Consider the following 22,458-nt stretch of genomic DNA (forward strand, 5'->3'; position numbering starts at 1 on the left):
GAGGGAGGGAGGGCGAGGCGGAGGTGCGTCGCCCTGCGCCGCTCCTTCGCGGTCCGGATCGCCGCCGCATCGTCGGCATTCGCGAGCTTGAACGGGTTGACGCCCGCGATGCCGCCGCTGTCGGCGGTGCGCTGGAGCTCGGCCCGCCGTTTGACCAGCGAGGCATAGTCGATGGCCACAGCGCTCAGACCCGTCAGGACCGGGAAGACGAGGGCTGCAAGAACAAGGACGCCGCCGCTCTGGCTCGCGCGAAACCCGGCAGCAGACTTGATAGCAGACGTGGTAGCAGGCGTGACGGCTTTGTCGGCTCTCATGAGGCCACGTTGCCTCAGGACCGTTTATCGACATCCTGAGCTTGTTTGCCGAAAACTTCCATTCATCGCCCAGTGGCGCGGATCAGGATTAAGGCAAATCTTCCTGACGCGAGAAATAACGGGGAATGGGAATGAGTCCGGCCGGCCTCATGCCCGGCGGCCGAGTCCCTTCAGAAAGGCATCGACGCAAGCGGGATCGAAATGACGACCGGATTCCGCCTGGAGGTGGAGCACCGCATCCGTATGCGACCAGGCCTTCTTGTAGGGCCTGTCGGAGGTGAGCGCATCGTAGACGTCCGCCACCGCGACGATCCGCCCGGAGAGCGGAATGTCCTCTCCGCTGAGACCGGCCGGATAGCCGCCACCATCCCAACGCTCGTGATGGGTTGCGGCGATCTCTGCCGCGAGCTGGACGAGGTGCGAGGCGCTGCCTTCGAGGATGCGGCGGCCCCGTTCGGCATGCGTCTCCATTTCGCGCCGCTCCTCCTCCGACAGGCGTCCGGGCTTGCGCAGAATGGCATCCGGAACGCTGATCTTGCCGACGTCGTGCATGGTGGAGGCGAGACTGAGTTGCTCCACCCTCTCCGGGGCAAGCCCCAGTTCTTCGGCGATCAGGGTCACGGATTCCGCGACCCGCGCCACATGGTTGCCGGTCTCCGTATCGCGATGTTCGGCGGCCTTCATCAGCAGGTTGATGATCTCGCGCTCGCGCGCGGCGATCAGCGCCGTGGCGGCCTTCACCTCGCGATCGAGCCAGGCCACGCGGTCGATCTGCACCCGGCGCGCCTGGTTGAGGGCCAGAAGGTTCGTGACGCGGGACCGCACCTCGATGGGATCGAAGGGCTTGTTGAGAAAATCGGTGGCTCCTGCGGCGAGGGCCTCCCGGCGCAGGCTGCGCTGGTCCAGGCTCGTCACCATGATCACCGGAACGTGCTCGAAGCCCGCAACCATGCGGGCGGTCCGGATGAAGTCGATGCCGCTCATGCCCGGCATCTCAAAATCGCAGATCGCGACGCCGATCTCCTCCGGATTCTCGCGGACGAAGGCCAGGGCATCCGCGGGATCGAGGAAATCGCGCGGGATGCAGCCCGGCAGGTCGCGAATGGCCTCGACCATCAGCATGTTGTTGAGCGGCGCATCATCCAGAATGAGGACGAACATCGGAGCAACCCTGGTTCCATCTGCCGTGTTGAGTTTTTCCTGACCGGGAAGGCCTATCGCCCGGCACTTAACGAAAGCGCCCGGGCACGAGGCGTCCTCCTGGATCGGAGATGAAAGCGCAGGCCTCACCGAAGGCCGATCGGTGACCGGGGCCGACCGGATCGAGCGCGGTGGTCGGCCCAGGATACACCACAGGATCACACCACAGGATTACGCACCTAGACCAGACGCAGTTCGGCGAGCGGCAGGGCCGCAGATGGCAAGGGAGCGAGCGACAGGTCGACGCCCTGGACCGCCCGCCCGGATTCCGGTGGGGGCGTCGGCTCGCGGCAGACGCGATTCCGGCCCTCGGCCTTGGCCCGGTAGAGCGCGGTGTCGGCCCGTTGCGTGACGCCCTCGAAACTCGGCTCGTCCGGCCCCATCATGGCGGCCCCGATGCTGACCGTCACGGGCAGCGCCCCGGCCGGAAGGAGAAACGGCCGGTCCGCGACGCTCACCCGCAATCGTTCGGCGACGAGCAGAAGTTCCTGCGGATTGGCCCCCGGAAGCACGACGAGGAACTCCTCGCCGCCCCAGCGCGCGATCATGTCCGTCGCCCTGAGGGTGGCCTTCATCCGGGCCGCGAACGCGGCCAGGATGAAATCCCCGCCCTCGTGGCCATACCGGTCGTTGATGGACTTGAACCGGTCGATGTCCAGAATCAGGACGCCGCCTGCCGGATGCTGGCCCGGGGCCGGGAAGCGGTGCCGCAGCATCTTCTGCAGGCCGCGGCGGTTGGACAACCCCGTGAGCGGATCGGTCTCGGCCTGACGCAGCAGCGTGCGATTGGCCCGCTCGGCCGCCATCGCGACATATCCGAAATAGACGAAGACGCCCATGACCTGATCCAGGATCATGGAGGCGCGCTCGCTCTCGGCCGAGGCCATCGGCCAGTCGGTCCCGACCAGGACCGTGATCGAGGCGACGAAGACCAGCGCATAGCACCCGAAGGCGAAGGACTCGATCGACTGCGACCAGAGACGTTCGGTGCCGGGCGACAGGCGCACCGTCTCGTAGGCCGCCAGGAGGACCACGACGAGGCAGCAGGCGAAGACGGCGGCGAAGGCCAGCCGGGTGGAGGCCCCGGCACAGAGCAGGAGCGGGTGGAGGACGCCCGGAAGGGCAACCAGCGCGAGGGCGAGATCGATCCTCACGGGGCGGCCGAAGAAGCTGCGCAGGCCCGTCCAAGACAGGACCAGACTTCCGCCGTACAGCCAATAGACGATCATCGTGATCCAGAACGGAGGCGAAGTCTCCGAAGGAACCCGCATCATGATGAGCGACCCGAGCATCGACGCTCCCATGGCGCCCATCCATTGCCAAAGATACGTCTGCTGGCGCTGGCTAAGGGCCATCACGAGGAAAACGACGACGTAGGCGCACCGACTGGCAGCGCTGGCAAAGTGCAGCGTATAGAGATCAAGCATCATTGCATATCGCTCCCGGCAAGAACGAACTCGCCGTCAAACAATCCTTCCGGTCACTGATGACGATCATAGCTCTTCTCATTCAAGAGAAACCGAGATCCCCGGGGACGCACATCATCGGCACACATCGATATTCTGACTTTTATCTGAATAATATAAATGCAACCGGTGGTTATTCACCTGTAAGACCCTAGAGACCGACATTTAAAGACACGGAAATCAGCATACTTAAGAGTTTTATCAACTCTCCTGGCTAGGTCATGCCTGGACCCCTCGGAACGCTTCGCCGCTCCGGTCCTTAGAGCCCCCGAGATCGTCGCGCGGTCCGGACCTCCGAAAGCACACCCCATGTCGACGCTCCCCGCTCCCGCAAGCCTGGTCCTCTCCGGTTGCTTGATCGGCGGCTTGGCCGGCGGCTTGGCCCGCAGCTTGATCGGCGGCTTGGCCGGTTGCCTCGCGCTCGCGCCGGGAGTCGGGGCTGCCCAGGCGGCGGAGCCGCCCCCGCGTTCCCTCGATACGGCGGAGCCGTCACCCCCGCCCCCCGACAGAACGGAGACGGGCCTGCGGGCCGGGGACTGGCTCGTGCGCGGCCGCCTGATGGGGACGATCCCCGTCGAGCAGACCTCCCGCATCGCCATCGTGGGCGGGCAGAACAAGACGCCCACCGCTCTCCTGCCGGACGGCGACGTGTCGTACTTCCTGACGGATCACATCGCCATCGAGGGCCAGGTCGGCGCGGTCCGGATTCGCCCGAAGATCCGGAATTCGCTGGTCGGCGACCTGGCGATCGGATCGATCTGGAACGCCGCCGCCATGGCGATCGTGCAGTATCACCTCCTGCCCGGCGCGCGCTTCAATCCCTATCTCGGGGTCGGCGTCGCCGTGACCGCCCCCATCGCGATCAACCCAGCGAAGGAGATTCCCGACTTCTCGCTCAAGGCGCAGACCAGCGCCGTGCTCCAGGCCGGCTTCGATTATCACCTCATCGGCAACTGGTTCGGGAACGCCTCGGCGAAGTACGTCTTCGTGCCGCGCCAGTCCTACACGATCGCCGGCGTGGCGGTCGCGGTCGACCTGAACATGTTCGTCGTGGGTGCGGGCCTCGGCTACCGCTTCTGAGCCGTCCCGTCCGGCCGGCGCCCCTTACAGATCGAGCACGTCCACCGCATCGCCGAGCCGCGCCCGGGCGAGGTCCGCCACGTGCCGGTGGTGGGTGAACAAGATCGGCTGGATCGTGTCGCCCACCGCCGCGAGGGCCTCGAGTCCGTGGGCCGTGCGGGCATCGTCGAAGGTGAGGAAGAGATCGTCGCCGATGAAGGGGGCGGGCTCGGCGCGGGTGGCGTAATCCTCCAGGTAGGCCAGCCGCAGGGCGAGGTAGAGCTGGTCGCGGGTGCCCTCGCTCAGGCCCTCCACGGGAACCAGGGGGCCGGTGGCGCGCCGGCCGGCGAGGCGGGGCGTGTCGGAGGCGTCGTAATCCTGGGCGAGGCCCGAGAAGGCTCCACCCGTGAGGGCCCGGAACAGGTCGCCCGAACGCGTGAGGAGCGGGTCCTGCTGGCCGGCGCGGTGCCGGCCGATGGCGGTCCCCAGCATCAGGCTGGCGAGCTTGAGCACCGCCCAGTGCCGGGCATTGGCCTGAAGCTCGGCCTCCGCCGCCTTGCGCTGGGCGAGCGCCAGTTCGGCGCCGATGCCGTTCTCCAGTTCGGCACGGCGGCGCTCGTGCCGGTCGCGATCGGCGAAGGCGATCTTTCCGCGCCGGTCGAGGTCGTCCTCCTCCGCCGCGAGATTCGCGAGCAGGCCCTCGATGTCGTCGCCGGTCAGGGCGGCGCGTTCGTCCCGCAGGTCCGCCTCGGCATGGCCGTCGGCCATGCGCGCCAGTTCGGCCCGCCGCTCGGCAAGCTCGGCCTGGCACGCCCGGCGGGCGGTCAGGCGGGCATGCAGCACCTCCGGATCGGTGCCGGGCGGCAAGGCGCCCGCCGGCCCCTCCGCCAGCAGGCCGGCGAGTTCGGCGCGCGCGCCCTCCGCCGCCCGGGCCGCCTGCGCCCGGGCGGCCTCGGCCGCGTCGCGCTGGCGCGCCAGCTCGGTCCGGCGGGTCTCGCCCCGGAGGGCGTTCTGCAGACGGGTGTGGAGCGCCTTCATCGCGGCCGTGGGGGGCAGGGCGGCGAGATCGGGCGCGACCGCCTCGGTCAGGCGCGCGACCGCGCCCCGATAGGCGTCGAGGTCGCGCAGGATGCCGTTGACCCGGGCGAGGCGGTTGTCGCGCTCGGACAGGGCCGCCGGCACCGCCCGCCACGCCACGAGGGCCGCTTCGGCCTCGTCCGGCCCGGCCTCGGCCGCCAAGCCGAGTTCGGCGAGGGCAGGCCCCCAGGCCGTGCGCCACGCCGCCTGCCGGGCCACCCCGTCGGCAAGGGCCGCCTCGGTGGCGCCGATCTGCTCGGCGGCCGCCTCGGCGCGGCCCTTGGCCTCGCGCACCGTGTCCCAGCGCTGGGCGAGTTCGGCGAGCCGGTCCTCGAGCCGGGCCAGCATCCGCCCGACATCGAGGCCGTCGAGGTCGGACAGGCCGGCCCGGCGGCTGAGATCGGCGAGGGGCGCCCGGCAGGCCTCGACCCGGGCGGCCATGCGGGCCTGCTCCAGCCGGGTGGTTTCCAGACCCTGGGCCGAATCCTGGAGGGTCTCGACCTCGGTGAGCCAGGCGGCCATCTCGGCCGGGGCGGCGGGGTCGATTCCGCACGGCGCCCAGGCCGCGCGCCAGGCACTCGCGCCCTCAGCGAGGCGGGCGTCGCAGGCGGCGAGCGCCTCCGCGGCGGCGGCGGCCTCGGCCTGCTCGGCCTCCAGGCTGCGATGATCGGCATCCTGCTCGGCGACACGGGCGGCATCGGCGACGAGATCGTCGGCCGCGCGATCGGTGGCGGCCAGGGCCGCGCCGAAGCGGGCGAAATCCTCCGGCGCCCCGCCGGGGAGGGCGGCCAGGAGCCCGTCGCGGCGGTTGCGCAGGGCCAGGAGGTCGTCCCGCGTCGGGATCGGCCGCCCGGCGGCGCGGGCTCGCAGACGGGCCTGGCGCTGGGCCACCGCCGTCTCCGCCATCGACAGCCGGTCGGCGGCCCGGTCGCGCTCGCGCATCGCCGTGTCGAGGGTGCGCCGGTATCGCGTCACCGCCTCGGCCGAGGGTGGGCGCCCGGCGGTGAAGGCCGCCAGATCCGGGATCGGGGGGCTGAGGCGCGCGGCCTGCGTCCGGATCGAGGCGGCCTCGCGGGTCAGGGCACCGTCGAGGTCGTCGCGCCGGTCGAGGTCGCGCCGCAGGGTGGCGAAGGGCTTGAGGTCGGCCCGCAGCGGAGCCGGATCGACGAGGCCGCCGGCGCCCTGAAGGGCGGCGGCGAGCCGGTCCCGCTCGCTGCGGCGGGCGGCGAGGTCCTGGCGCAGGCGAGCGAGCGCGGCGGCGTCCTCGCGGCCGGCGCGGATCAGGCCCTCGATGCGGGTGCGCGCCGAGTCGGACGGCTGGCGGGCGCGCAGGACCTCGGCATCGGGCAGCCCGATCCGGGCCGCGAGCTGGGCCAGTTCGCGGGCGAAGCCGTCGGCCTCGCCCTGGATGCGGGGCAGGTCGAGGCCGCCCTTGTCGAAGCGGTCGGTGCCGCGGAAGGCCTCCAGGATCGCGTCGGCGCGGGCGAGCACACCCTCGTCCACCGGCACCTGCTCCAGGGCCAGGACCGCCTCGGCGGCAGTGGCCTCGGTGCGGGTGACGGCCTCGCCCGTCGCCCGCAGGCTCGCCAGCGCCTGTCCGAGCCGATCGATCCAGGCCTCCGGGACGGTGACCAGATCGGCCTCGGCCTCGGCCCGCAGGGCCACCGCGTCGATGGCCTGGAGCAGGGGTCCGACCCGGCGCAGCCGGGCGAGGCGGGCCTGCTCCACGGCGAGGCGCCCTCGCGCCGCCTTGATCTCGTCGAGTGCGGCGCCGGCGGCCTCGATCTCGCCGTTGAGGTCGCGCCAGTCGCCGGCCCGGAGTTCCCCGGCACGGATCGCCTTGCGGGCCTCGTCGTAGCGGCCGAGTGCCTGGTAGAAGGTCCGGCTCTGGGCGGCGCGCGGCATGAAGATGCCGGCGGCCTCCCCGTCCAGTTCGGCCTGGAGGCCGCTATAGCCGCGCAGGCCGGAGGCCGCCGCGAACAGGCTGGCGCCGACCTCGCCCTCGGCATCCATCATCTCGGCCGCCCCCGCCCGCAGCGAGCGGGCGTCGAGGCCGAAGGCGCGGCAGAACACGTCGCGCGACAGGCCGCCGAGGAAGGGCGCCAAGGCGTCCTCGGGCAGGGCCGCGTCGGCGGCATCCACGAGGGTGTTCCGGGTGCCCTTGCGCCGCCGGAAGCCGAGGCGGCGACCGTCGGCGGCCCGAATCTCGGCGCCGATCCGCATCTGCGGCATGTCGTGCAGGAAGTCGTAGCGGGTGCGCGTCTCGATGCCGAACAGGAGATCCGTGACGGCGCTCAGGGCCGAGCTCTTGCCGGCCTCGTTGGCCCCCAGAACCACGTGCAGGCGCGCATCCTCACGAAACGTGACGGTACGGCCCGTGAAGGGGCCGTAGCGTTCGAGGGCCAGCGAGAGGAGACGCATCGGGACCTTGGGCGGCGAGTGTCCGGGAGTCGGAGTCCGACGTTTGGTCCCCGCCGGCGATCTCCGCAAGCGGCCGGTCGGGCCCCGCACATGGCAGACCCGTCACCCCGCCATCTCCCGAGCCGTTTTCCGGAACGTGCACCGGAGACATGAGCCAGGGACGGGCGCCGGTTGCGGACCAGCGACACGCCCGCTCCGCCGAGCCGCCGTCTGGCGTTTGTCAGGGAGTTAAGTGGAAACCGGTTCTCCCGACAGGACAAACGAGAACGAAAGCCTCTAGCACGTGCGGCCGGAGAGGCGACCGAGGATCACCGCCTCGGCCTCCGCGCAGAGCGCATCGAGATCGGCGCCGAAATCCTCCGCCTCGGCGAGGACGCCCGGCATCTTGGTGGTGATCTCGGCGAGCGCCGCCCGGGCGCGGGCGCGGAACTCGGGGTCGCGGTCCACCGCCTGCAGCAGGGTGGCGGGATCGATGGCCGCGAAGGCGTCGGGCCGCGCCTCGGTGACGGCGCGGCGCGGGCGGGCGGTCTCGATCCTCAGGCGCTCCAGCCAGAGATCCTCGTGGATGCGGTGGGCAGCGGCCTGAATCTCGGCGGTGAGCCCGTCGCGGTCGGCCGCGAGGCGGTCATGGGCGGAGGTCTCGCCGTGCAGCCGCACCCGCACGGCCATGAGCCGCTCGGCGGCCGCCGCGCCGAGGGGACGCAGGGCCTCCTCGATGGCGACGACGGCCTCGCGCTCGCCGGCTAGATCGGAGAGATCGACCTCCAGGTGGTGGAAGCGGGCCTGGTCGACGATCAGGCGCTCCACGCCCTGGACCCGTCCGTCGGCGACGGACACCGCGACGGCGCCCTTGGGGCCGCATTCGCGGATGCTGCGCCCCTGGAGATTGCCCGGAAACACGATCCAGGGGTCGCGGGCGAGTTCGGCGTAGTCGTGCACGTGGCCGAGCGCCCAGTAGGCGTAGCCCCGCCCCGTCAGGTCCGCCACCGAGCAGGGGGCGTAGGTGGCGTGGGCCGCATGGCCGGTGCAGGAGGTGTGCAGGATGCCGATGTTGAACCAGCCCGGAAGGGCGGCCGGGTAGGTGAGGGCGTAGTTCTCCTCCACCGCCCGGTTGGGGAAGCTGCGCCCGTGCAGCGCCACCTTGAGCTCGTCGAGGCGGTGGGTCTCGGCCCGGGTCGCGGAGAAGCTGCGCACGGAGGCCGGCAGGGTGATGGAGCGGGTGATGACGCTCTCGGCGTCGTGGTTGCCGCGTACCAGGATCACCGGGATGCCGGCCCGGTCGAGGCGGGCGACCTGCCGGGCGAAGAACAGCCCGATGGTGTTGTCGGACCAGTCGCCGTCATAGACGTCGCCGGCCACGATCAGGAAGGCGACGCTCCGCTCGATCGCAGCCGTGACGAGGTCCTCGAAAGCCCGTCGGCCGGCCGAGGCGAAGCGCCGGGCGATGTCCGGATCCTTGAGGGCGAGCCCGCTCAGCGGGCTGCCGAGATGCAGGTCGGCGGCGTGGATGAAGGTGAAGGCGGACATGCTCGACGGGTCGGAGGCCTTGAGCCGGGCCGGCAAGGTCGCGGGTTTGGCCCCCGAATGCAACGGGGCCGCGAAAGACCCGATGCGGAAGACCCTACAGGAAGTGGCGGTACACCACGTTCGTCTCCGGTTCCGGCTGACGGACGGCGTCGCTGCAGGTCGCGGCAGCGAACGGCGAGATCAACGCGAAAACGGCCAGGAGCCAGCGGATCGAACCTGCGACAAGCATGGGGCATCTCCTGGGCCGGATGTGGAACGAAGCGTCACCTGTGATGTCTGGGGCCGAGGCCCGCTTTGTTGTAGGAAGGCCGAGGGCCGGTTCGCGGTGCCCTGACGCACGCGCCCCGCATCGGGCCTGCCTTGTGGATGACCGCCATCACCAGGAGCGGGGCGCCGAGTTTGGGCGTAGGGCTGCGCCTCGGTGAGATCGTCGAGACGTCCAAAGGAGCATCGATCAAACAGCCCTCGATCCTGGATCGCGTGCGCTTCGCGAAATGTCGGGCGCTGATGGAGCGCGGCGCCACGTCCGGAGAACGGGCGGCGGCGCGCGCCGCCGCGACCCGACTGGCCGCGGCGGCCGGCCTGAGCCTGGCCGAAGCGCTGGCCCTGGTCGATCGAGCCCATGCGCCGCGACCCGGCTCGGCGGATGCGCCGCGCCGGCCCCAGCCCACCGGCCCCTCCCCGTGGACCCGGCCGGACCCGGCCCCGAAGCGGGCTGGTGAGCCGAAGCCGCCTCCCGAGCCGATCACGGCCGACGAGGTGCGACGGCAGAAGGAGGCGGACGAGGCCCGGCGGAAACGGGCGGCAACCCGCGCGGCGAAGCGACCGCGCCCCGTCGATCCCGCATGGGAGCATTGGTCCGCCGAGGTCCGCGCCGCCCAGGCCGCGCGGGACCGGGACTGGGCAGAACGCCGGCAGTCCGGCACCGCCCCTCGGTCCTCGACACGCATCTCCGAGTGATCGCGACAGCTTGGCTCGCACCGGCTTGAAGCGAGCCGTGTAGGCCGAGACAGTCTGGGCCGAGACTGCCGGGACCAGGGTCGTCGACGATCCGGTCCGGTCCCCTCAAAAAAATATAACAAACATCAAATTTTGCAGCAGGACTCCCTGTTCGATCAGACTTTATTTATGATACACATCACTAGGAAGAGTATAGCGTCGAATATTTCCGCTGAGCGATATTCAATTTCAATGCAACCTACGGAATATCGCGGCCGATCTGGGGAGCCTGAAGGCAATCCCAGAGAGGATGATGGCGGAGAGGGTGTGAAACCCAGCTTGAACACTAAGCGGAGGCCGAGCGCTTCGCGAAGTTAAACTTGGCACGTCCGAAGGAATCCCGATGCGGCTCACGCTGTACACCGATTACGCCATCCGCATCCTGATGTATCTTGGCGTCAACGGCGAACGTCAGAGTTCGACGGCGGAGATCGCCCGCGCCTATCGGATCTCGGAGAGCCATCTCACCAAGGTGGTTCACAAGCTGGGACAATTGGGAATGATCCGGACCATGCGCGGCCGCGGCGGCGGGCTGCGGTTGGGAAAGCCGGCCGCGGAGATCCGTCTCGGCACCGTCATCCGGGCCACGGAGGAGGATTTCGCGATGGCGGAATGCTTCGCCGGAGGCGCCTGCCTCCTGACTCCGGCCTGCCGCCTGCGGCAGGTTCTGGCGGATGCGCTGACCGCGTTCCTGACGGTTCTCGACCAGGTCACCCTGGCGGATCTGATCGGCGAACCGCGGGCCGAGATCGCCGACCTGCTCGGCCTCGAGCCATCCCACGCCCGGGCGCTCGCCTGAACCGGGCTTTCCGCCGCCGCACACGTCCCTGTTCTGGAATCTTGCTCCTGGGATCTTGCTCCTGATATCTTGCCCTCAGACGAACTCGACTTCGAGCTGTCCCTCGCTCCTGAGCACGATCCGGCACAGGCGGGAGACCTCATCGGCCCCGATCGCCAGCTTGAAGGTCTCCGGCACGCCGGCCGTGCTGACGATCCGCAAGCCCGCCCCCGTCTCGGACAGGCCGCGCACGGTACAATCGAGGACCGAGCGACCGCCGTTGAAGGTGATCTGGCCCGCCTTCAGCACCCGACGGCGCAGGGGCTGCGACGGGAGCGGGGCGGCAGTCGGCGTCCAGGCCGCGCAGCGGTTCCGCCCCCCGGTCTTGGCGGTGTAGAGGGCGGCATCGGCATGCCCCAAGAGGGCATCGAGGCCGTTCACCGAGGCGTCCAGCGCCGCGACGCCGAAGCTGGCACTCACCCGAAGGGTGCCGGGGGCGGTCGGCACCTGCAGCTGGACGACGGACGCGCGCAGCTTGTCGGCGACGATCATCGCCGCGGCCAGATCGGTGTGCGGCAGGAGAACCGCGAATTCCTCGCCCCCCACCCGGCCAAAGGCGTCGGAGACCCGAAGCCCCCTGCGGCAGCTCTCGGCCACCTCCGACAGGACCCGATCGCCGACCGGGTGGCCGTGCAGGTCGTTGATGGCCTTGAAGTGATCGAGGTCCATCATGATGCAGCTCAGGGCGTGGCGATGCCGCAGCGCCAGGTCCAGGGTGCGTTCGCATTCCGCCCGGAAGGCGCCGCGCGACAGGGCGCCCGTGAGACTGTCGGTCATGGCGATGCGACGCAGCTCCAGTTCGCTCATCACGATCTTCGCGAGGTCGGTGAGCGACGCGACCGCATCGTCGGGGAAGGGGCGCGGCCGCGTATCCATGGTGCACAGGGTGCCGATGCTGTGCCCCTGCGGCGTGCGCAACGGCGCACCGGCATAGAACCGGATATGCGGCGCGCCGACCACGAAGGGATTGCGGGCGAAGCGATCGTCGGCGGTGGTATCCGGGACCACGAGGGCGCGCGGCGCGTGCCGCGCGACATCGCAGAGGGCGGGTCCCCTCGGGGTCTCGCAGGCGTCCACGCCCGACCGCGCCTTGAACCACTGGCGATGTCCATCGATGAGCGTGATGGTCGACATCGGCATGTCGAAGATCCGCCGGGTCAGCCGGGTGATGCGGTCGAACACTTCCTCCTGCGGGGTGTCGAGGATGTCGTAGCGATCGAGGGCCGCCAGTCGCTCCTGCTCCTCGAACTGCGCTTCGGCCTGCATGATGCGGTCCCGTTGAATCTTGTCGATGCCCGGAATTATCTTAAGACATCTTACGAAAGACCTCACACGAGCTTGGGTAATTTTTTACAATCCTGAGATGCTCCGACTTGATCGGAAAGCCATGCCGAACCGCCCGCCGCGATCCGGCATCAGTAGCTCTGCGTCGGCCGGTCGAGCACGGTCCGGCCCATCAGGCTCGCGGCGAGATCGACCATGAGATGCGCCGTCCGCCCCCGCTCGTCGAGGAAGGGATTGAGTTCGACGAGGTCCAGGCTGCCGACGAGGCGGGAATCGTGCAGCATCTCCATGATCAGGTGGGCCTCGCGGAAGGTCGCGCCGCCCGGCACCGTCGTGCCGACCCCCGGGGCGATGCCGGGGTCCAGGAAATCCACGTCGAGGCTGACATGCAGCCGGCCGCCGGCCGCCGCGACACGGCCGAGGAACGCCCGCAGGGGTGCAACGACCCCGGCCTCGTCGATGCTGCGCATGTCGTGGATCAGGACGCCGGCCTCCAGCACCGCCACGCGCTCCGCCGGATCGAGGCTGCGGGTGCCCATCAGGCAGACGTTGCGCGGGTCGATGGGGGCGGGCGGCGCCGGCAGGAAGGCGGCGAAGCCCCGGCGCCCGGTGGCGTAGGCGAGGGGGACTCCGTGCAGGTTGCCGCTCGTCGTGGTGTCGAGGGTGTGGAAATCCGCGTGCGCGTCGAGCCAGAGCACGAAGAGCGGACGCCCTTCCTGGGCCGCCCGGCGGCCGAGTCCCGACAGGGTGCCGGCCGACAGGCTGTGGTCGCCACCGAGGAAGATCGGGAGCGCGTCGGCGCTGTGCGCATAGGCGGCCGCCGCCAGGACCTCGGTCCAGGCCGCGAAGGCTCCGAGATGGCGCAGCGCCCGGTTCGGATGGTCGCGCGCGACGATGGCGGCCGGCGCGAGGTCGCCCGCATCGACGATGTCGAGGCCGAGGCCCGACAGGGTCTCGGCCAGGCCGGCCGCCCGATAGGCGCTCGGCCCCATGTCGCAGCCCAGGCGACCGGCCCCCTCCTGGACGCGGGCGCCGAGGAGGATGCAGCGTCGGTTCGTCATGCGGTCTCTCGCTTCGCGTCGCCGGAAGGGCCGATCGCGCGCCCTTGCCGAGAAAAGTCCTTTTGCCCCGGATCGCTCTCGAACGAGAATCGGGTCTGCCGACCCTGCAACCCTGCCGGAGCGTCCCTTGCCAGGGACGTGCCGCGATCCGGCACGATCCGCGCTCGATCTTCGTCGAGACCGTCTCTTTTCCGATGACGATCCTGCGGGACGGTCTCGTCGATTCCTTTTTCATCTCATTTATTGAACAAAGTCATCTTGACGTTCTGTTGGATAGAATGATGGCATTATGGGACCGTCCGGGCGTCAACCCGGAGCCGACCATGTCCATCCGACCACCACCGGCAGATCGCCACCCGGCCGCCGCGACGCTGCGCCTTATGGTTTCCGGCACCGTGATTTCCGGCACTGTGGTTCCCGGCCTCGGGCTCTGCCTCGCGGTCACCGCAGGGGCGATGCTGCTCGAGGCGGTCGAGGTCGCCGTCTTCGGCCGGGCCTGGCTCGAGTCCCTGGTCCTCGCCATCCTGATCGGCACGCTGGTCCGGAGCCTGTGGGTTCCGGCACCGGGCTGGCAGCCCGGCATCGCCTTCGGGGCCAAGACCGTCCTGGAGGTCGCCGTGGTGCTGTTGGGCGCCTCGCTCAGCCTGGGCACGCTGTGGGCGGCGGGACCCGGGCTCCTCCTCGGCATCGCGGGGGTCGTGGCGGTCGCGATCGCGTCGAGCTACGGTGTCGGCCGGGCGCTCGGCCTGCACCACCGCATGGCGATGCTGGTGGCCTGCGGCAATTCCATCTGCGGGAATTCGGCCATCGCCGCCACCGCGCCGGTCATCGGGGCCGATGGCGAGGAGGTCGCTGCCGCCATCGCCTTCACGGCGGTGCTCGGCGTGCTGGTCGTCCTGCTGCTGCCGCTGCTCGTGCCGCTGCTCGGCCTCTCGCCGATGCAGTACGGCGTGCTCGCCGGCCTCACGGTCTATGCCGTGCCGCAGGTCCTCGCCGCCACCGCCCCCATCGGATTGCTCAGCGTGCAGGTCGGCACCCTGGTCAAGCTCGTGCGGGTTCTGATGCTCGGCCCCGTGGTGCTGGCGCTCTCTTTAAGCCGGCCCCTGCCAGGGCCGGACTCGGGGCCGAATTCGGGACGGGATCGGGCGGAGGGCCGCGTCGCGCTGCACCAGTTGGTGCCGTGGTTCATCCTCGCCTTCCTGGCCCTGGCGGGGCTGCGCTCGGCCGGGCTGATCCCCGAAGCGGCCCTTCCGGCCCTGTCCGGCAGCGCCAACCTCCTCACCGTGGTGTCGATGGCGGCCCTCGGTCTCGGGGTCGATGTCCGGGTCGTGGCGCGGGCCGGCCTGCGGGTGACGTGTGCCGTGATCCTCTCCCTGCTGGCGCTGGGCGCGGTCAGCCTCGGGCTGATCCACGGCCTCGGCATCCTGTAGAGTTTGGCAGGGATCCGTGAAAACCGGTTATCCCGGCACGACAAACGAAAACGAAAGACCTTGGCCGCCGTCAGGCCTCGGTCGCCGCCGCGATCAGGGCGAGCAGCGCATCCGCCGCGCGGCTGCGATAGCGCGCCCGGTGGCGCAGGACCCGGAAGGGCCGCGACGGCAGGGCGAACCGGGCCCGCACCAGGGTGCCGGCGCCCAGGCCCCCGGAGACCACCGAGGCCGAGAGCACGCTCGCTCCGCCACCGGCCGCGACGGCGGCCTGCACCGCCTCGTTCGAGGGCAGTTCCAGGGCCACCGTGAGGCGGCCGGGCGACAGGCCCTTGGCCTCCAGCGCGGCCTCGAAGGCCGAGCGGGTGCCGGAGCCGGGCTCGCGCAGCACCCACGGCGTCGCCGTGAGATCGTCGAGGCCGATCGCCCGGTCCTCCGCCAAGGGATGCCCGGGCGCCACCACCAGCACCAGGTCGTCCCAGGCCACATCGGCGCTGGCGAGCGCGGGATCGTCGAGCACGCCCTCGACGAAGCCCAGTTCGGCCCGGCCCTCGCGCACGGCAGCGGCCGCGTCCGCCGTGTTGCCCACCTCCAGCCGGATCGCGATCTCGGGATAGGCCCGGCGGAAGGCCACCAGGTGGCGCGGCAGCCAGTGGCTGGCGATGGTCTGGCTCGCCTGGATCGCCAGGGTGCCCCGGCGCAGCCCGCTGAGATCGGCAAGCACCAGCTCGGCCGCCTCGGCCCGGGCCAGCACGGCCCGCGCCTCCGCCAGGAAAACCCGGCCGGCCTCGGTCAGCTGGATGCCGCGCCCCACCCGATGGAACAGCTTGGTGGCGTGGCGGCCCTCCAGGGTGGCGATGGCGGTGCTCACCGCCGACTGGACGAGGTTCAGCGCCTCGGCGGCGCGGGTGACGTGCTCGCGCTCGGCCACCGCCACGAAGATCCGCAACTGGTCGAGGGTCATGACGGGAGGTCGAGGGTCATGACGGGAGGTCGAGGGTCATGACGGGAGGTCGAGGTCCATAGCAGGGTCCCTTGCGGACCGCCCGCCCGGGCCCGCGCCACGCTTTATTAACCACTGCGACCCCAGCTTGGCCACGCGCCCGTACCGCCGTGGATCCGCGATACGGGCCGGGGCGGGAGCCGGGGCGGGAGCACGGGACGGAGGCCGAGGACGGCATTCGCGCCGCGATCGCGCCGGCGCGTCGGAAATTCATCGGCCAGTCCTTAATCCCGCCCGTTTCTCCGAGCCCATTGGGAACGGCCGGGATCCTGGAACACGCAGCCGTTGCGGCCTCGGACAAGGAGTCTACCCCATGATCAAAACGCTGCTGGCGCTCTTCACCGTCGCCGCCGTCCTGACGATCCGGGCGTTCCTGAAGCTGCTGTGGCTGCCGTTCCACAGCTTCGGCGGCCTCCTGCGCGGCCGGCCAGCCGCCACCTGATCACCAGACGCGCAGCCGCGGGCGAGCCGCCGCGGCGCCCGCGCCCCGGCAGCATCGGGCCATCCCGCGGGATGAGACCGATCCAGCGGCCCGAATCGATACCCCCGCGGACCCGGCGAGGATCGGAAAGCCGTTCCCAGGCGCCGTCCCCGGACGATCGGCAATGGACCCGCACGCCACGTCGAGACTCCTGATCGGGTCGTCAGACCGTGCCGTCACGACGGCCGCGATCACCGGTCCGACGCGGCGAGATTCATTGACCCGACCTTTCAACGCGACATCGCGCCGTCCTCGAAAGCCAGGCGGCCCCTGAATATCCGGTGCGGGCGCACTTCGGACGCGACCACGAAGGTCCGTCCTCTTGACGCTTCGACCGAACAAAGTCCCAACGGTCGGGCTGCTTCCCCCACCCTGCGGTGCGCGAAGCGCCGCCTCGCCCTGTCCTGCCGGATCAGGCCCGGATGGCTTCGAAGCCCTCGAAGCTCGGGTGCCCGTGGTAGAGGGGATTCGCCGAGGGCAGGCGGCGATGCGCCGCCTGGAATTGCTCCGACTGCGTCCACGCATCGAAATCGGTCCTCGATTGCCAGACGGTGTGCGAGGCGTAGAGCACGTGGTCGTCGGCCTCCGGGCCGCGCAGCAGTTCGAAGGCGACGAAGCCCGCCATCTCGCCGAGGCGGCTGTCGCGAGTGAGCCAGACCTGCTCGAATTCGGCCTGGGCCTCCTTGACGACCTTGAAGCGATTCATGGCGATAAACACGGAAAACCTCTTGGATGATCTGATGAGAGCCGTGCGATAGACCCGCTTGCGATGGCTGTCGAGAATATTTATCAGCATACATGCTCGTCAGCGTTCTTTTTAGTTGTTTTAACTAAAAGACATAGCCTGGAAGTTCGATCCCATGCCTTTCCCGGATGGCGCAAACCCTGCGCCCCACCCAAGCCAGGCCCCCGCGATGCCGAGGCCGCCAGGCGCGCCTGCGGAGGTCAGCACGCAGGCCCTCCTGCGTGGGCAGCGCGAAATCACCATCCTGCACGGAAGCGACCGCTACCGCCTGCGGATCACCGCCAACGACAAGCTGATCCTCACCAAATGACCCGCGCGCCCGCCTCGACCCGCCGCGCCGCGCTCCTCGCCGCCGGCTGCGCGCTGATGGTCCGGCCCGCGCGGGCGGAAGCGCCGCGGGAGGAATCATCACGGGCGGAATCATCCCGGGCGGAGGCATCACGGGCAGAGGCATCACGGGTAGAGGCGCCGGCCGTCCGCATCGCCTCCCTGGGGGGCGCCGTGACCGAGATCCTGTGGGCTCTCGGGGCCGCTCCGCGCATCGCCATCGTCGACACCACCAGCCTCTATCCGGCCGAGGTCCAGCGGCTGAAGCCGAATGCCGGCTACCTGCGGGCGCTCTCCGCCGAGGGTCTGCTCTCCGTGGCGCCCGATCTCGTCATCGCCGCCGAGGGGGCGGGCCCCCCGGCCGTGCTGGCCCTGGTGGCGGAGGCGGGCGTGCCGGTACGCTGGGTTCGGGAACCGCCCTCCGCCGAGGGGGTGCTGGAGAAGATCCGGCAGGTGGGCCGCCTCGCGGGGCTCGCGGCGGAGGCCGGCGGCCTCGCGCAGGCGGTGGCGGACCGCTTCACCGCCCTGGCGCAAGCGCGCCGCCGGGTCGAGCACCCGATCCCGGCCCTCGTCATTCTGTCCCTCGCCCATGGCCGGGTGATGGTCGGCGGGCGCAACTCCGCAGCGGACGGCATCCTGAAGCTCGCCGGGCTTCGCAACGCGGCCGCCGACCTCGATGGCTTCAAGCCGATCACCGATGAGGCGATCGTGGCGGCCGCTCCGGATCTCGTCGTGATGATGGCGCCGGAGGGCACCCCGCCGACTCCAGAGACGGTGTTCGCGCCCGGAACCGCCCTGGGCCGGACCCCGGCGGCGGCCGCCCACGCGCTGGTGATCCTGGACGGGCTCACGCTCCTGGGATTCGGGCCGCGCACGCCCGAGGCGGCGGACACCCTGATGCGGCGCGCCTATCCGGACCTCCGGCATGGCTGAGGCGCGGGCCGCGAGACCATCCGGCGCGCGCAGGCCCGGCCTCGTCGTCTGGGCGATCCTCGGCCTGGTCCTCGCAGGCGCCGTGCTGATGTCCCTCGGCCTCGGCGCGGTCTCCATTCCTCCGGGCCGCGTCGCCGCAATACTGCTGCATGGGGGAGGGGAGCCCGGCGGTGGCGATACCGGCGCCGCCCGCGATGCCCTGGTGATCCTCAACATCCGCCTGCCGCGCACCCTCCTGGGCCTCCTGGTGGGCGCGGGCCTCGCGGTGTCCGGCGCCCTGATGCAGGGCCTGTTCCGGAACCCGCTCGCCGACCCCGCCCTCGTCGGCGTCTCGGCCGGGTCCGGCCTCGGCGCCGCGACGGTGATCGTCCTCGGCGATCGCCTGCGCGCCGCCCTCGGCCTCGCCGGCCCGCTGCCCGATGCGATCCTGCCTGAAGCGATCCTGCCTGCCGCCGCGTTCCTGGGCGGGCTCGCCGCGACCCTCGCGCTCTACGTCGTGGCTTCCCGGGCCGGGCGGACCTCGGTGGCGACCCTGCTCCTGGCCGGGATCGCCCTGGCGGCCCTGGCCAGCGCACTCACCGGCCTCCTGGTCTATGCCAGCGACGACCGGCAGCTGCGCGATCTCACCTTCTGGCTGCTGGGCAGCCTCGGCGGAGCCACCTGGGCCAAGGTCCTGGCGAGCGCCCTCGCGATCCTGCCCGTCCTCGTCCTCGTGCCCTGGCTCGGGCGCGGGCTCAACGCCCTCGTGCTCGGCGAGGCCGAGGCCTTCCATCTCGGAATCGCGGTGGAACGGCTGAAGCGCCGCGTCATCCTGCTGGTCGCCCTGGCGGTGGGCGCCGGGGTCGCGGCAGCCGGCGTCATCGGCTTCGTCGGGCTCGTGGTGCCCCATGCCCTGCGCCTCCTCATCGGCCCGGAGCATCGCCGGCTGCTGCCCGCCTGCGCCGTCCTCGGCGGGACGCTGCTGGTGCTGGCGGACGTGGCGGCCCGCCTCGTGGTGGCGCCGGCCGAACTGCCGATCGGCATCGTCACGGCGCTCGTCGGCGCGCCCGCCTTCCTGTGGCTCCTGCTGGGCCGGTCGAGCGTGGCGCATGATTGAGTCCGCCCTGCTCGTCGGCCGCGGCCTGTCCTATGCGGCAGGCGGGCGGCGCCTGGTGGAGGCGGCCGATTTCGAGGCCGAACCCGGAACGGTGCAGGTCATCGTCGGCCCCAACGGCGCCGGCAAATCCACCCTGCTGCGGCTCCTCAGCGGCGAATTGCGGCCCCTGGCCGGCAGCCTCGCCTATGCGGGCGAACCGGCGGCAGAGATCCCGCCCTGGCGCCTCGCGACCCTGCGGGCGGTGATGCCGCAGGCGACGCGGCTGGCCTTCCCGTTCGCCGCCGCCGAGGTGGCGCGGATCGGCCTCGACGGCATCGGCCGCCGCCTCGACCGCCGGACCCGCGACGCGCTCCTGGCCGACGCGCTCCGGCGGGCGGACGTCACCCAACTGGCGGACCGGGCCTACGCGACGCTGTCCGGCGGCGAGCAGGCCCGGGTGCAGTTCGCCCGCGCCCTGTGCCAGATCGCGGCCGGGCGAACGGTGGCGCCGCGGCAGGTGCTCTTCCTGGACGAGCCGACGGCGAGCCTCGATCTGCGCCACCAGACGGGCCTGCTCGAGGCCGCCGCGCGGGTCGCCGCCGAGGGGGCCGCCGTGGTGGCGATCCTGCACGACCTCAACCTCGCGGCGGCCTATGCCGACCTCCTTCTGGTGATGGAGGCCGGACGGATCGTCGCCCGCGGCCCGCCGGCCGCGGTGATCCGGGACGATCTCCTGGCGCGGGTGTTCGGCGTGCCGTGGCGGGTCGGCCAGCTGCCGGAGCCCGGCCAGCCCTTCGTGCTGCCGCCGCGGCGTATGGCGGGAATGTCACAAACCCCCTTGAAATCAAGCGGATCTGGAATCCCTGCAGACTGACCCGCTGGCAGATCCGAATGCTTCCAGACTCAGGGCCGACACGGTCGCTTGACCCATCCCGGACCGGACCGCAGACCACCCGGACATCAGCCAGCCAGCCCTCCGCCAGCCAGCCAACGGTTCCCCTGCGCTCTGGGCGGATGCACCCATGTCTCGACTGTCTCACCGTGCCTGGCTGGCGCTCGGCGTCTCGATGACGGCGCTCGGCGCGGCGCAGGCACAGGACGCGACCTCGGCGCAGAGCCTGGCGCCGGCCCGGAGGGGGCCGCCCGGGGCCGATATCAGCCTCGACACCATCTCGGTCACCGCGACGAAGACCCCGGGCCGCGCGGTCGACGCCCTCTCGGGCACGAGCGTGGTCACCCGGGAGCAGATCGACCGCATCCAGCCGAGCCGCCTCTCGGAGGTGCTGCGCGACGTGCCCGGCGTCACCACGCAGGAGAACCCGAGCGATCCGGCCCAGGCGATCAACATCCGGGGCCTGCAGGATTTCGGGCGCGTCAACGTCCTGATCGACGGGGCGCGCCAGGACTTCCAGACCTCGGGCCACAGCGCCAACGGCGTGTTCTACCTCGATCCCGAACTGGTCGGCGGCGTCGACATCACCCGGGGTCCGACCGCCACCATCTACGGCTCGGGCGCGATCGGCGGCGTCGCGGCTTTCCGGACCCGGTCGATCGACGACATCCTGGCCCCCGACGAGACGGCCGGCGCCGTGCAGAAGCAGGGCTTCGGCACCAACGGCCAGCGCTTCGTGAACGCGACCGCGCTCGGCGCCCGCATCGGAACGGCGGCCGACGTGTTCGGGCAGTTCGTGTTCCGCAACAACGGCCCCTACCGCGAGGGCCTCGGCACGACGGTGCCGGACACCGGCAACGAACTGTCCGCGGGCCTCGCCAAGATCAATATCCGGCCCGCCGACGGCCACGAGATCAGCGGCACGGCCCTGTTGCAGCGCTTCGACTTCACCAATGCAGGCCCCAACGACGCCGGTGCGCGCTTCGCCAACGCGGTGCAGGCCGACACCTATACGCTGGGCTATCGATTCGCCCGGCCGGACGTGCCCCTGATCGATGTCAGCCTCAAGGGCTACGCCACCACCACGCATAACGACCTGACCTACCTGCAGGACACCGCGAGCGGCCTCTACGGCCGCCTCGGCACCCGGGCGGGCGACCGCATCACCTACGACCTCGAGACCACGGGCTTCGACGCCCACAACACGGCCCGCTTCGACACAGGGCCCTTGCGCCACGCCCTCACGGTCGGCGGCGATCTGGTTCAGAATCGTGTGCGCACCAGCGACCGGGCCGGCGGCTTCGGCGGCGCCTTCACGCCCTCGGGGTCGCGCACCCTCGCCGGCGCCTTCGTGCAGGACGAGATCCGCTACGCCGACTGGCTCCGGGTGATCGGCGCTTTGCGCTACGACACCTACACGCTGTCGGGGGGCGCCTATCGCTCCAGCGGCGACCGGGTCTCGCCCAAGATCACCGTGGGGGTCTCGCCCTTCGCCGGCATCGAGGTCTACGGCACCTACGCCGAGGGCTACCGCGCGCCCTCGATCACCGAGACGCTGGTCCAGGGCATCCACCCCTTCCCGGCCTTCAGCATCCTGCCGAACCCGGCCCTGCGCCCGGAGGTGGCCCGCACGGTCGAGGGCGGCGTCAACCTGAGATACAACGAGGTGCTGGTCCCCGGCGACGTGTTCCGCGCCAAGCTCAACGTCTTCCAGAATGAGATCGACGACTTCATCAACATGGAGGCGGTGGGACCGACCTACTTCGTGCCCGCCCTCGCGGGCATCCCGGCCTCGATCTGCGCCCGGATTCCGGGGCGCTTCCCCTGCGTCATCCCGGTCCAGTCGTTCCAGTACCTCAACATCGCGCAGGGCGAGCTCTCGGGGGTCGAGCTCGAGGGCGCCTACGATTGGGGTGGCGGCTTCGTCTCCCTCGCGGCCACCCACACCGAGGGCCGCGACAGGGCCACCCGCCAGACCCTCCTCACCGTGCCGCCCGACCGGATCAGCACCACCCTGGGCCTGCGCTTCCTCGACGACCGCCTGACCGTCGGCTCCCGCCTGAACCTCGTCGACGCCCGCACCGACGTCCCGCCCGGCGCCACCATCCTGGCGACCAAGGCCTACGCGCTGGTGGATTTCTTCGCCTCCTACCGGGTCAACGACCGGATCAAGGCGGATTTCATCCTGCAGAACGCCTTCGACAAGCGCTACACCCAGTACCTCAACGCCCTGCCGAACCCCGGCCTCGTCGCCAAGGCGGCGATCAGCATCACGTTCGCGACCCGGTGACGACCGTCATCGACGCTGGGACTGGGGTTGGGGTTGGGG

20 protein-coding genes are annotated in these 22,458 nt (G+C 70.8%); 10 read left to right on the forward strand and 10 right to left on the reverse strand.

The genetic code is table 11. The features are described 5' to 3' along the window. From J7U37_RS23105 to J7U37_RS23115, 3 genes are all read right to left on the reverse strand, one after another. Positions 1 to 314, reverse strand: a 314-nt coding sequence (locus tag J7U37_RS23105) for a pilus assembly protein TadG-related protein (RefSeq protein ID WP_247637251.1), incomplete at its 3' end; no start/stop codon positions are given. Positions 315 to 461: 147 nt separating this feature from the next. After that, positions 462 to 1,475: an HD domain-containing phosphohydrolase gene (locus J7U37_RS23110; protein WP_056180979.1), complete on the reverse strand. Its 1,014-nt coding sequence runs from the start codon at positions 1,473 to 1,475 to the stop codon at positions 462 to 464. 218 nt (positions 1,476 to 1,693) lie between these two features. Then, entirely contained in the window at positions 1,694 to 2,944 is a 1,251-nt protein-coding gene (locus J7U37_RS23115) for a GGDEF domain-containing protein (RefSeq protein WP_247637252.1), read from the reverse strand. 345 nt (positions 2,945 to 3,289) lie between these two features. Here J7U37_RS23115 and J7U37_RS23120 point away from each other — a divergent pair, with 345 nt between their 5' ends. After that, the gene (locus J7U37_RS23120; RefSeq protein ID WP_247637253.1) at positions 3,290 to 4,060 is read left to right on the forward strand and encodes an OmpW family outer membrane protein; all 771 of its coding nucleotides are present in this window, start codon (positions 3,290 to 3,292) and stop codon (positions 4,058 to 4,060) included. A gap of 24 nt (positions 4,061 to 4,084) precedes the next feature. Here the strand turns inward: J7U37_RS23120 and J7U37_RS23125 are convergent, their stop codons facing one another. The 3 genes from J7U37_RS23125 to J7U37_RS25210 all read right to left on the reverse strand — a co-directional run bounded on the left by J7U37_RS23125 (position 4,085) and on the right by J7U37_RS25210 (position 9,293). Next, positions 4,085 to 7,537: a YhaN family protein gene (locus J7U37_RS23125; protein ID WP_247637254.1), complete on the reverse strand. Its 3,453-nt coding sequence runs from the start codon at positions 7,535 to 7,537 to the stop codon at positions 4,085 to 4,087. A gap of 276 nt (positions 7,538 to 7,813) precedes the next feature. Further along, a complete protein-coding gene (locus tag J7U37_RS23130) occupies positions 7,814 to 9,064 on the reverse strand; it encodes a DNA repair exonuclease (RefSeq protein WP_247637255.1) in 1,251 nt (416 codons plus the stop codon). 94 nt (positions 9,065 to 9,158) lie between these two features. Further along, a complete protein-coding gene (locus tag J7U37_RS25210; RefSeq protein WP_282104133.1) occupies positions 9,159 to 9,293 on the reverse strand; it encodes a hypothetical protein in 135 nt (44 codons plus the stop codon). 170 nt (positions 9,294 to 9,463) lie between these two features. Between J7U37_RS25210 and J7U37_RS23135 the strand changes: the two genes are divergently transcribed. Both J7U37_RS23135 and J7U37_RS23140 read left to right on the forward strand, forming a co-directional pair. Beyond that, positions 9,464 to 10,024, forward strand: a complete 561-nt coding sequence (locus tag J7U37_RS23135) for a hypothetical protein (RefSeq protein ID WP_247637256.1) — start codon at positions 9,464 to 9,466, stop codon at positions 10,022 to 10,024. Positions 10,025 to 10,406: 382 nt separating this feature from the next. Next, entirely contained in the window at positions 10,407 to 10,862 is a 456-nt protein-coding gene (locus J7U37_RS23140; RefSeq protein ID WP_247637257.1) for an Rrf2 family transcriptional regulator, read from the forward strand. A 75-nt stretch (positions 10,863 to 10,937) separates the two neighbouring features. Here J7U37_RS23140 and J7U37_RS23145 read toward each other — a convergent pair whose 3' ends face one another. Both J7U37_RS23145 and rocF read right to left on the reverse strand, forming a co-directional pair. Then, positions 10,938 to 12,167 carry a sensor domain-containing diguanylate cyclase gene (locus J7U37_RS23145; protein ID WP_247637258.1) on the reverse strand — a complete coding sequence of 410 codons (1,230 nt, stop codon included), beginning with the start codon at positions 12,165 to 12,167 and terminating at the stop codon, positions 10,938 to 10,940. 149 nt (positions 12,168 to 12,316) lie between these two features. Beyond that, entirely contained in the window at positions 12,317 to 13,246 is a 930-nt protein-coding gene (rocF, locus tag J7U37_RS23150) for an arginase (RefSeq protein ID WP_056181003.1), read from the reverse strand. Between the two features lie 380 nt (positions 13,247 to 13,626). Between rocF and J7U37_RS23155 the strand changes: the two genes are divergently transcribed. Next, positions 13,627 to 14,676 (forward strand): putative sulfate exporter family transporter, encoded by a 1,050-nt coding sequence (locus tag J7U37_RS23155; protein WP_247637264.1) that lies wholly within the window; start codon positions 13,627 to 13,629, stop codon positions 14,674 to 14,676. Positions 14,677 to 14,746: 70 nt separating this feature from the next. Here the strand turns inward: J7U37_RS23155 and J7U37_RS23160 are convergent, their stop codons facing one another. After that, complete coding sequence (locus tag J7U37_RS23160) at positions 14,747 to 15,637, reverse strand: LysR substrate-binding domain-containing protein (protein WP_247637259.1); 891 nt, start codon at positions 15,635 to 15,637, stop codon at positions 14,747 to 14,749. A gap of 352 nt (positions 15,638 to 15,989) precedes the next feature. Here J7U37_RS23160 and J7U37_RS25215 point away from each other — a divergent pair, with 352 nt between their 5' ends. After that, complete coding sequence (locus J7U37_RS25215) at positions 15,990 to 16,118, forward strand: hypothetical protein (RefSeq protein ID WP_274533541.1); 129 nt, start codon at positions 15,990 to 15,992, stop codon at positions 16,116 to 16,118. 451 nt (positions 16,119 to 16,569) lie between these two features. On the opposite strand, the gene J7U37_RS23165 is transcribed toward J7U37_RS25215, so the two are convergent. Then, positions 16,570 to 16,875, reverse strand: a complete 306-nt coding sequence (locus tag J7U37_RS23165) for an antibiotic biosynthesis monooxygenase (protein WP_056181271.1) — start codon at positions 16,873 to 16,875, stop codon at positions 16,570 to 16,572. A gap of 196 nt (positions 16,876 to 17,071) precedes the next feature. On the opposite strand from J7U37_RS23165, the gene J7U37_RS23170 reads away from it, so the two are divergent. The 5 genes from J7U37_RS23170 (at position 17,072) to J7U37_RS23190 (ending at position 22,419) form a co-directional block, all read left to right on the forward strand. After that, positions 17,072 to 17,212, forward strand: coding sequence for a hemin uptake protein HemP (locus J7U37_RS23170; protein WP_200935910.1), 141 nt, complete (start codon positions 17,072 to 17,074; stop codon positions 17,210 to 17,212). After that, positions 17,209 to 18,162 carry an ABC transporter substrate-binding protein gene (locus tag J7U37_RS23175; RefSeq protein ID WP_247637260.1) on the forward strand — a complete coding sequence of 318 codons (954 nt, stop codon included), beginning with the start codon at positions 17,209 to 17,211 and terminating at the stop codon, positions 18,160 to 18,162. The genes J7U37_RS23170 and J7U37_RS23175 overlap by 4 nt, the downstream gene beginning before the upstream one ends. Beyond that, complete coding sequence (locus tag J7U37_RS23180) at positions 18,155 to 19,258, forward strand: iron ABC transporter permease (protein WP_247637261.1); 1,104 nt, start codon at positions 18,155 to 18,157, stop codon at positions 19,256 to 19,258. The genes J7U37_RS23175 and J7U37_RS23180 overlap by 8 nt, the downstream gene beginning before the upstream one ends. Further along, a complete protein-coding gene (locus tag J7U37_RS23185; protein WP_247637262.1) occupies positions 19,251 to 20,111 on the forward strand; it encodes a heme ABC transporter ATP-binding protein in 861 nt (286 codons plus the stop codon). Before J7U37_RS23180 ends, J7U37_RS23185 begins: the two co-directional genes overlap by 8 nt. Positions 20,112 to 20,259: 148 nt before the next feature. Beyond that, positions 20,260 to 22,419: a TonB-dependent hemoglobin/transferrin/lactoferrin family receptor gene (locus J7U37_RS23190; protein ID WP_247637263.1), complete on the forward strand. Its 2,160-nt coding sequence runs from the start codon at positions 20,260 to 20,262 to the stop codon at positions 22,417 to 22,419. The last annotated feature ends 39 nt before the right edge of the window (positions 22,420 to 22,458 follow it).

The sequence above is a fragment of the Methylobacterium sp. 37f genome, from assembly GCF_023093475.1.
GTDB lineage: Bacteria > Pseudomonadota > Alphaproteobacteria > Rhizobiales > Beijerinckiaceae > Methylobacterium.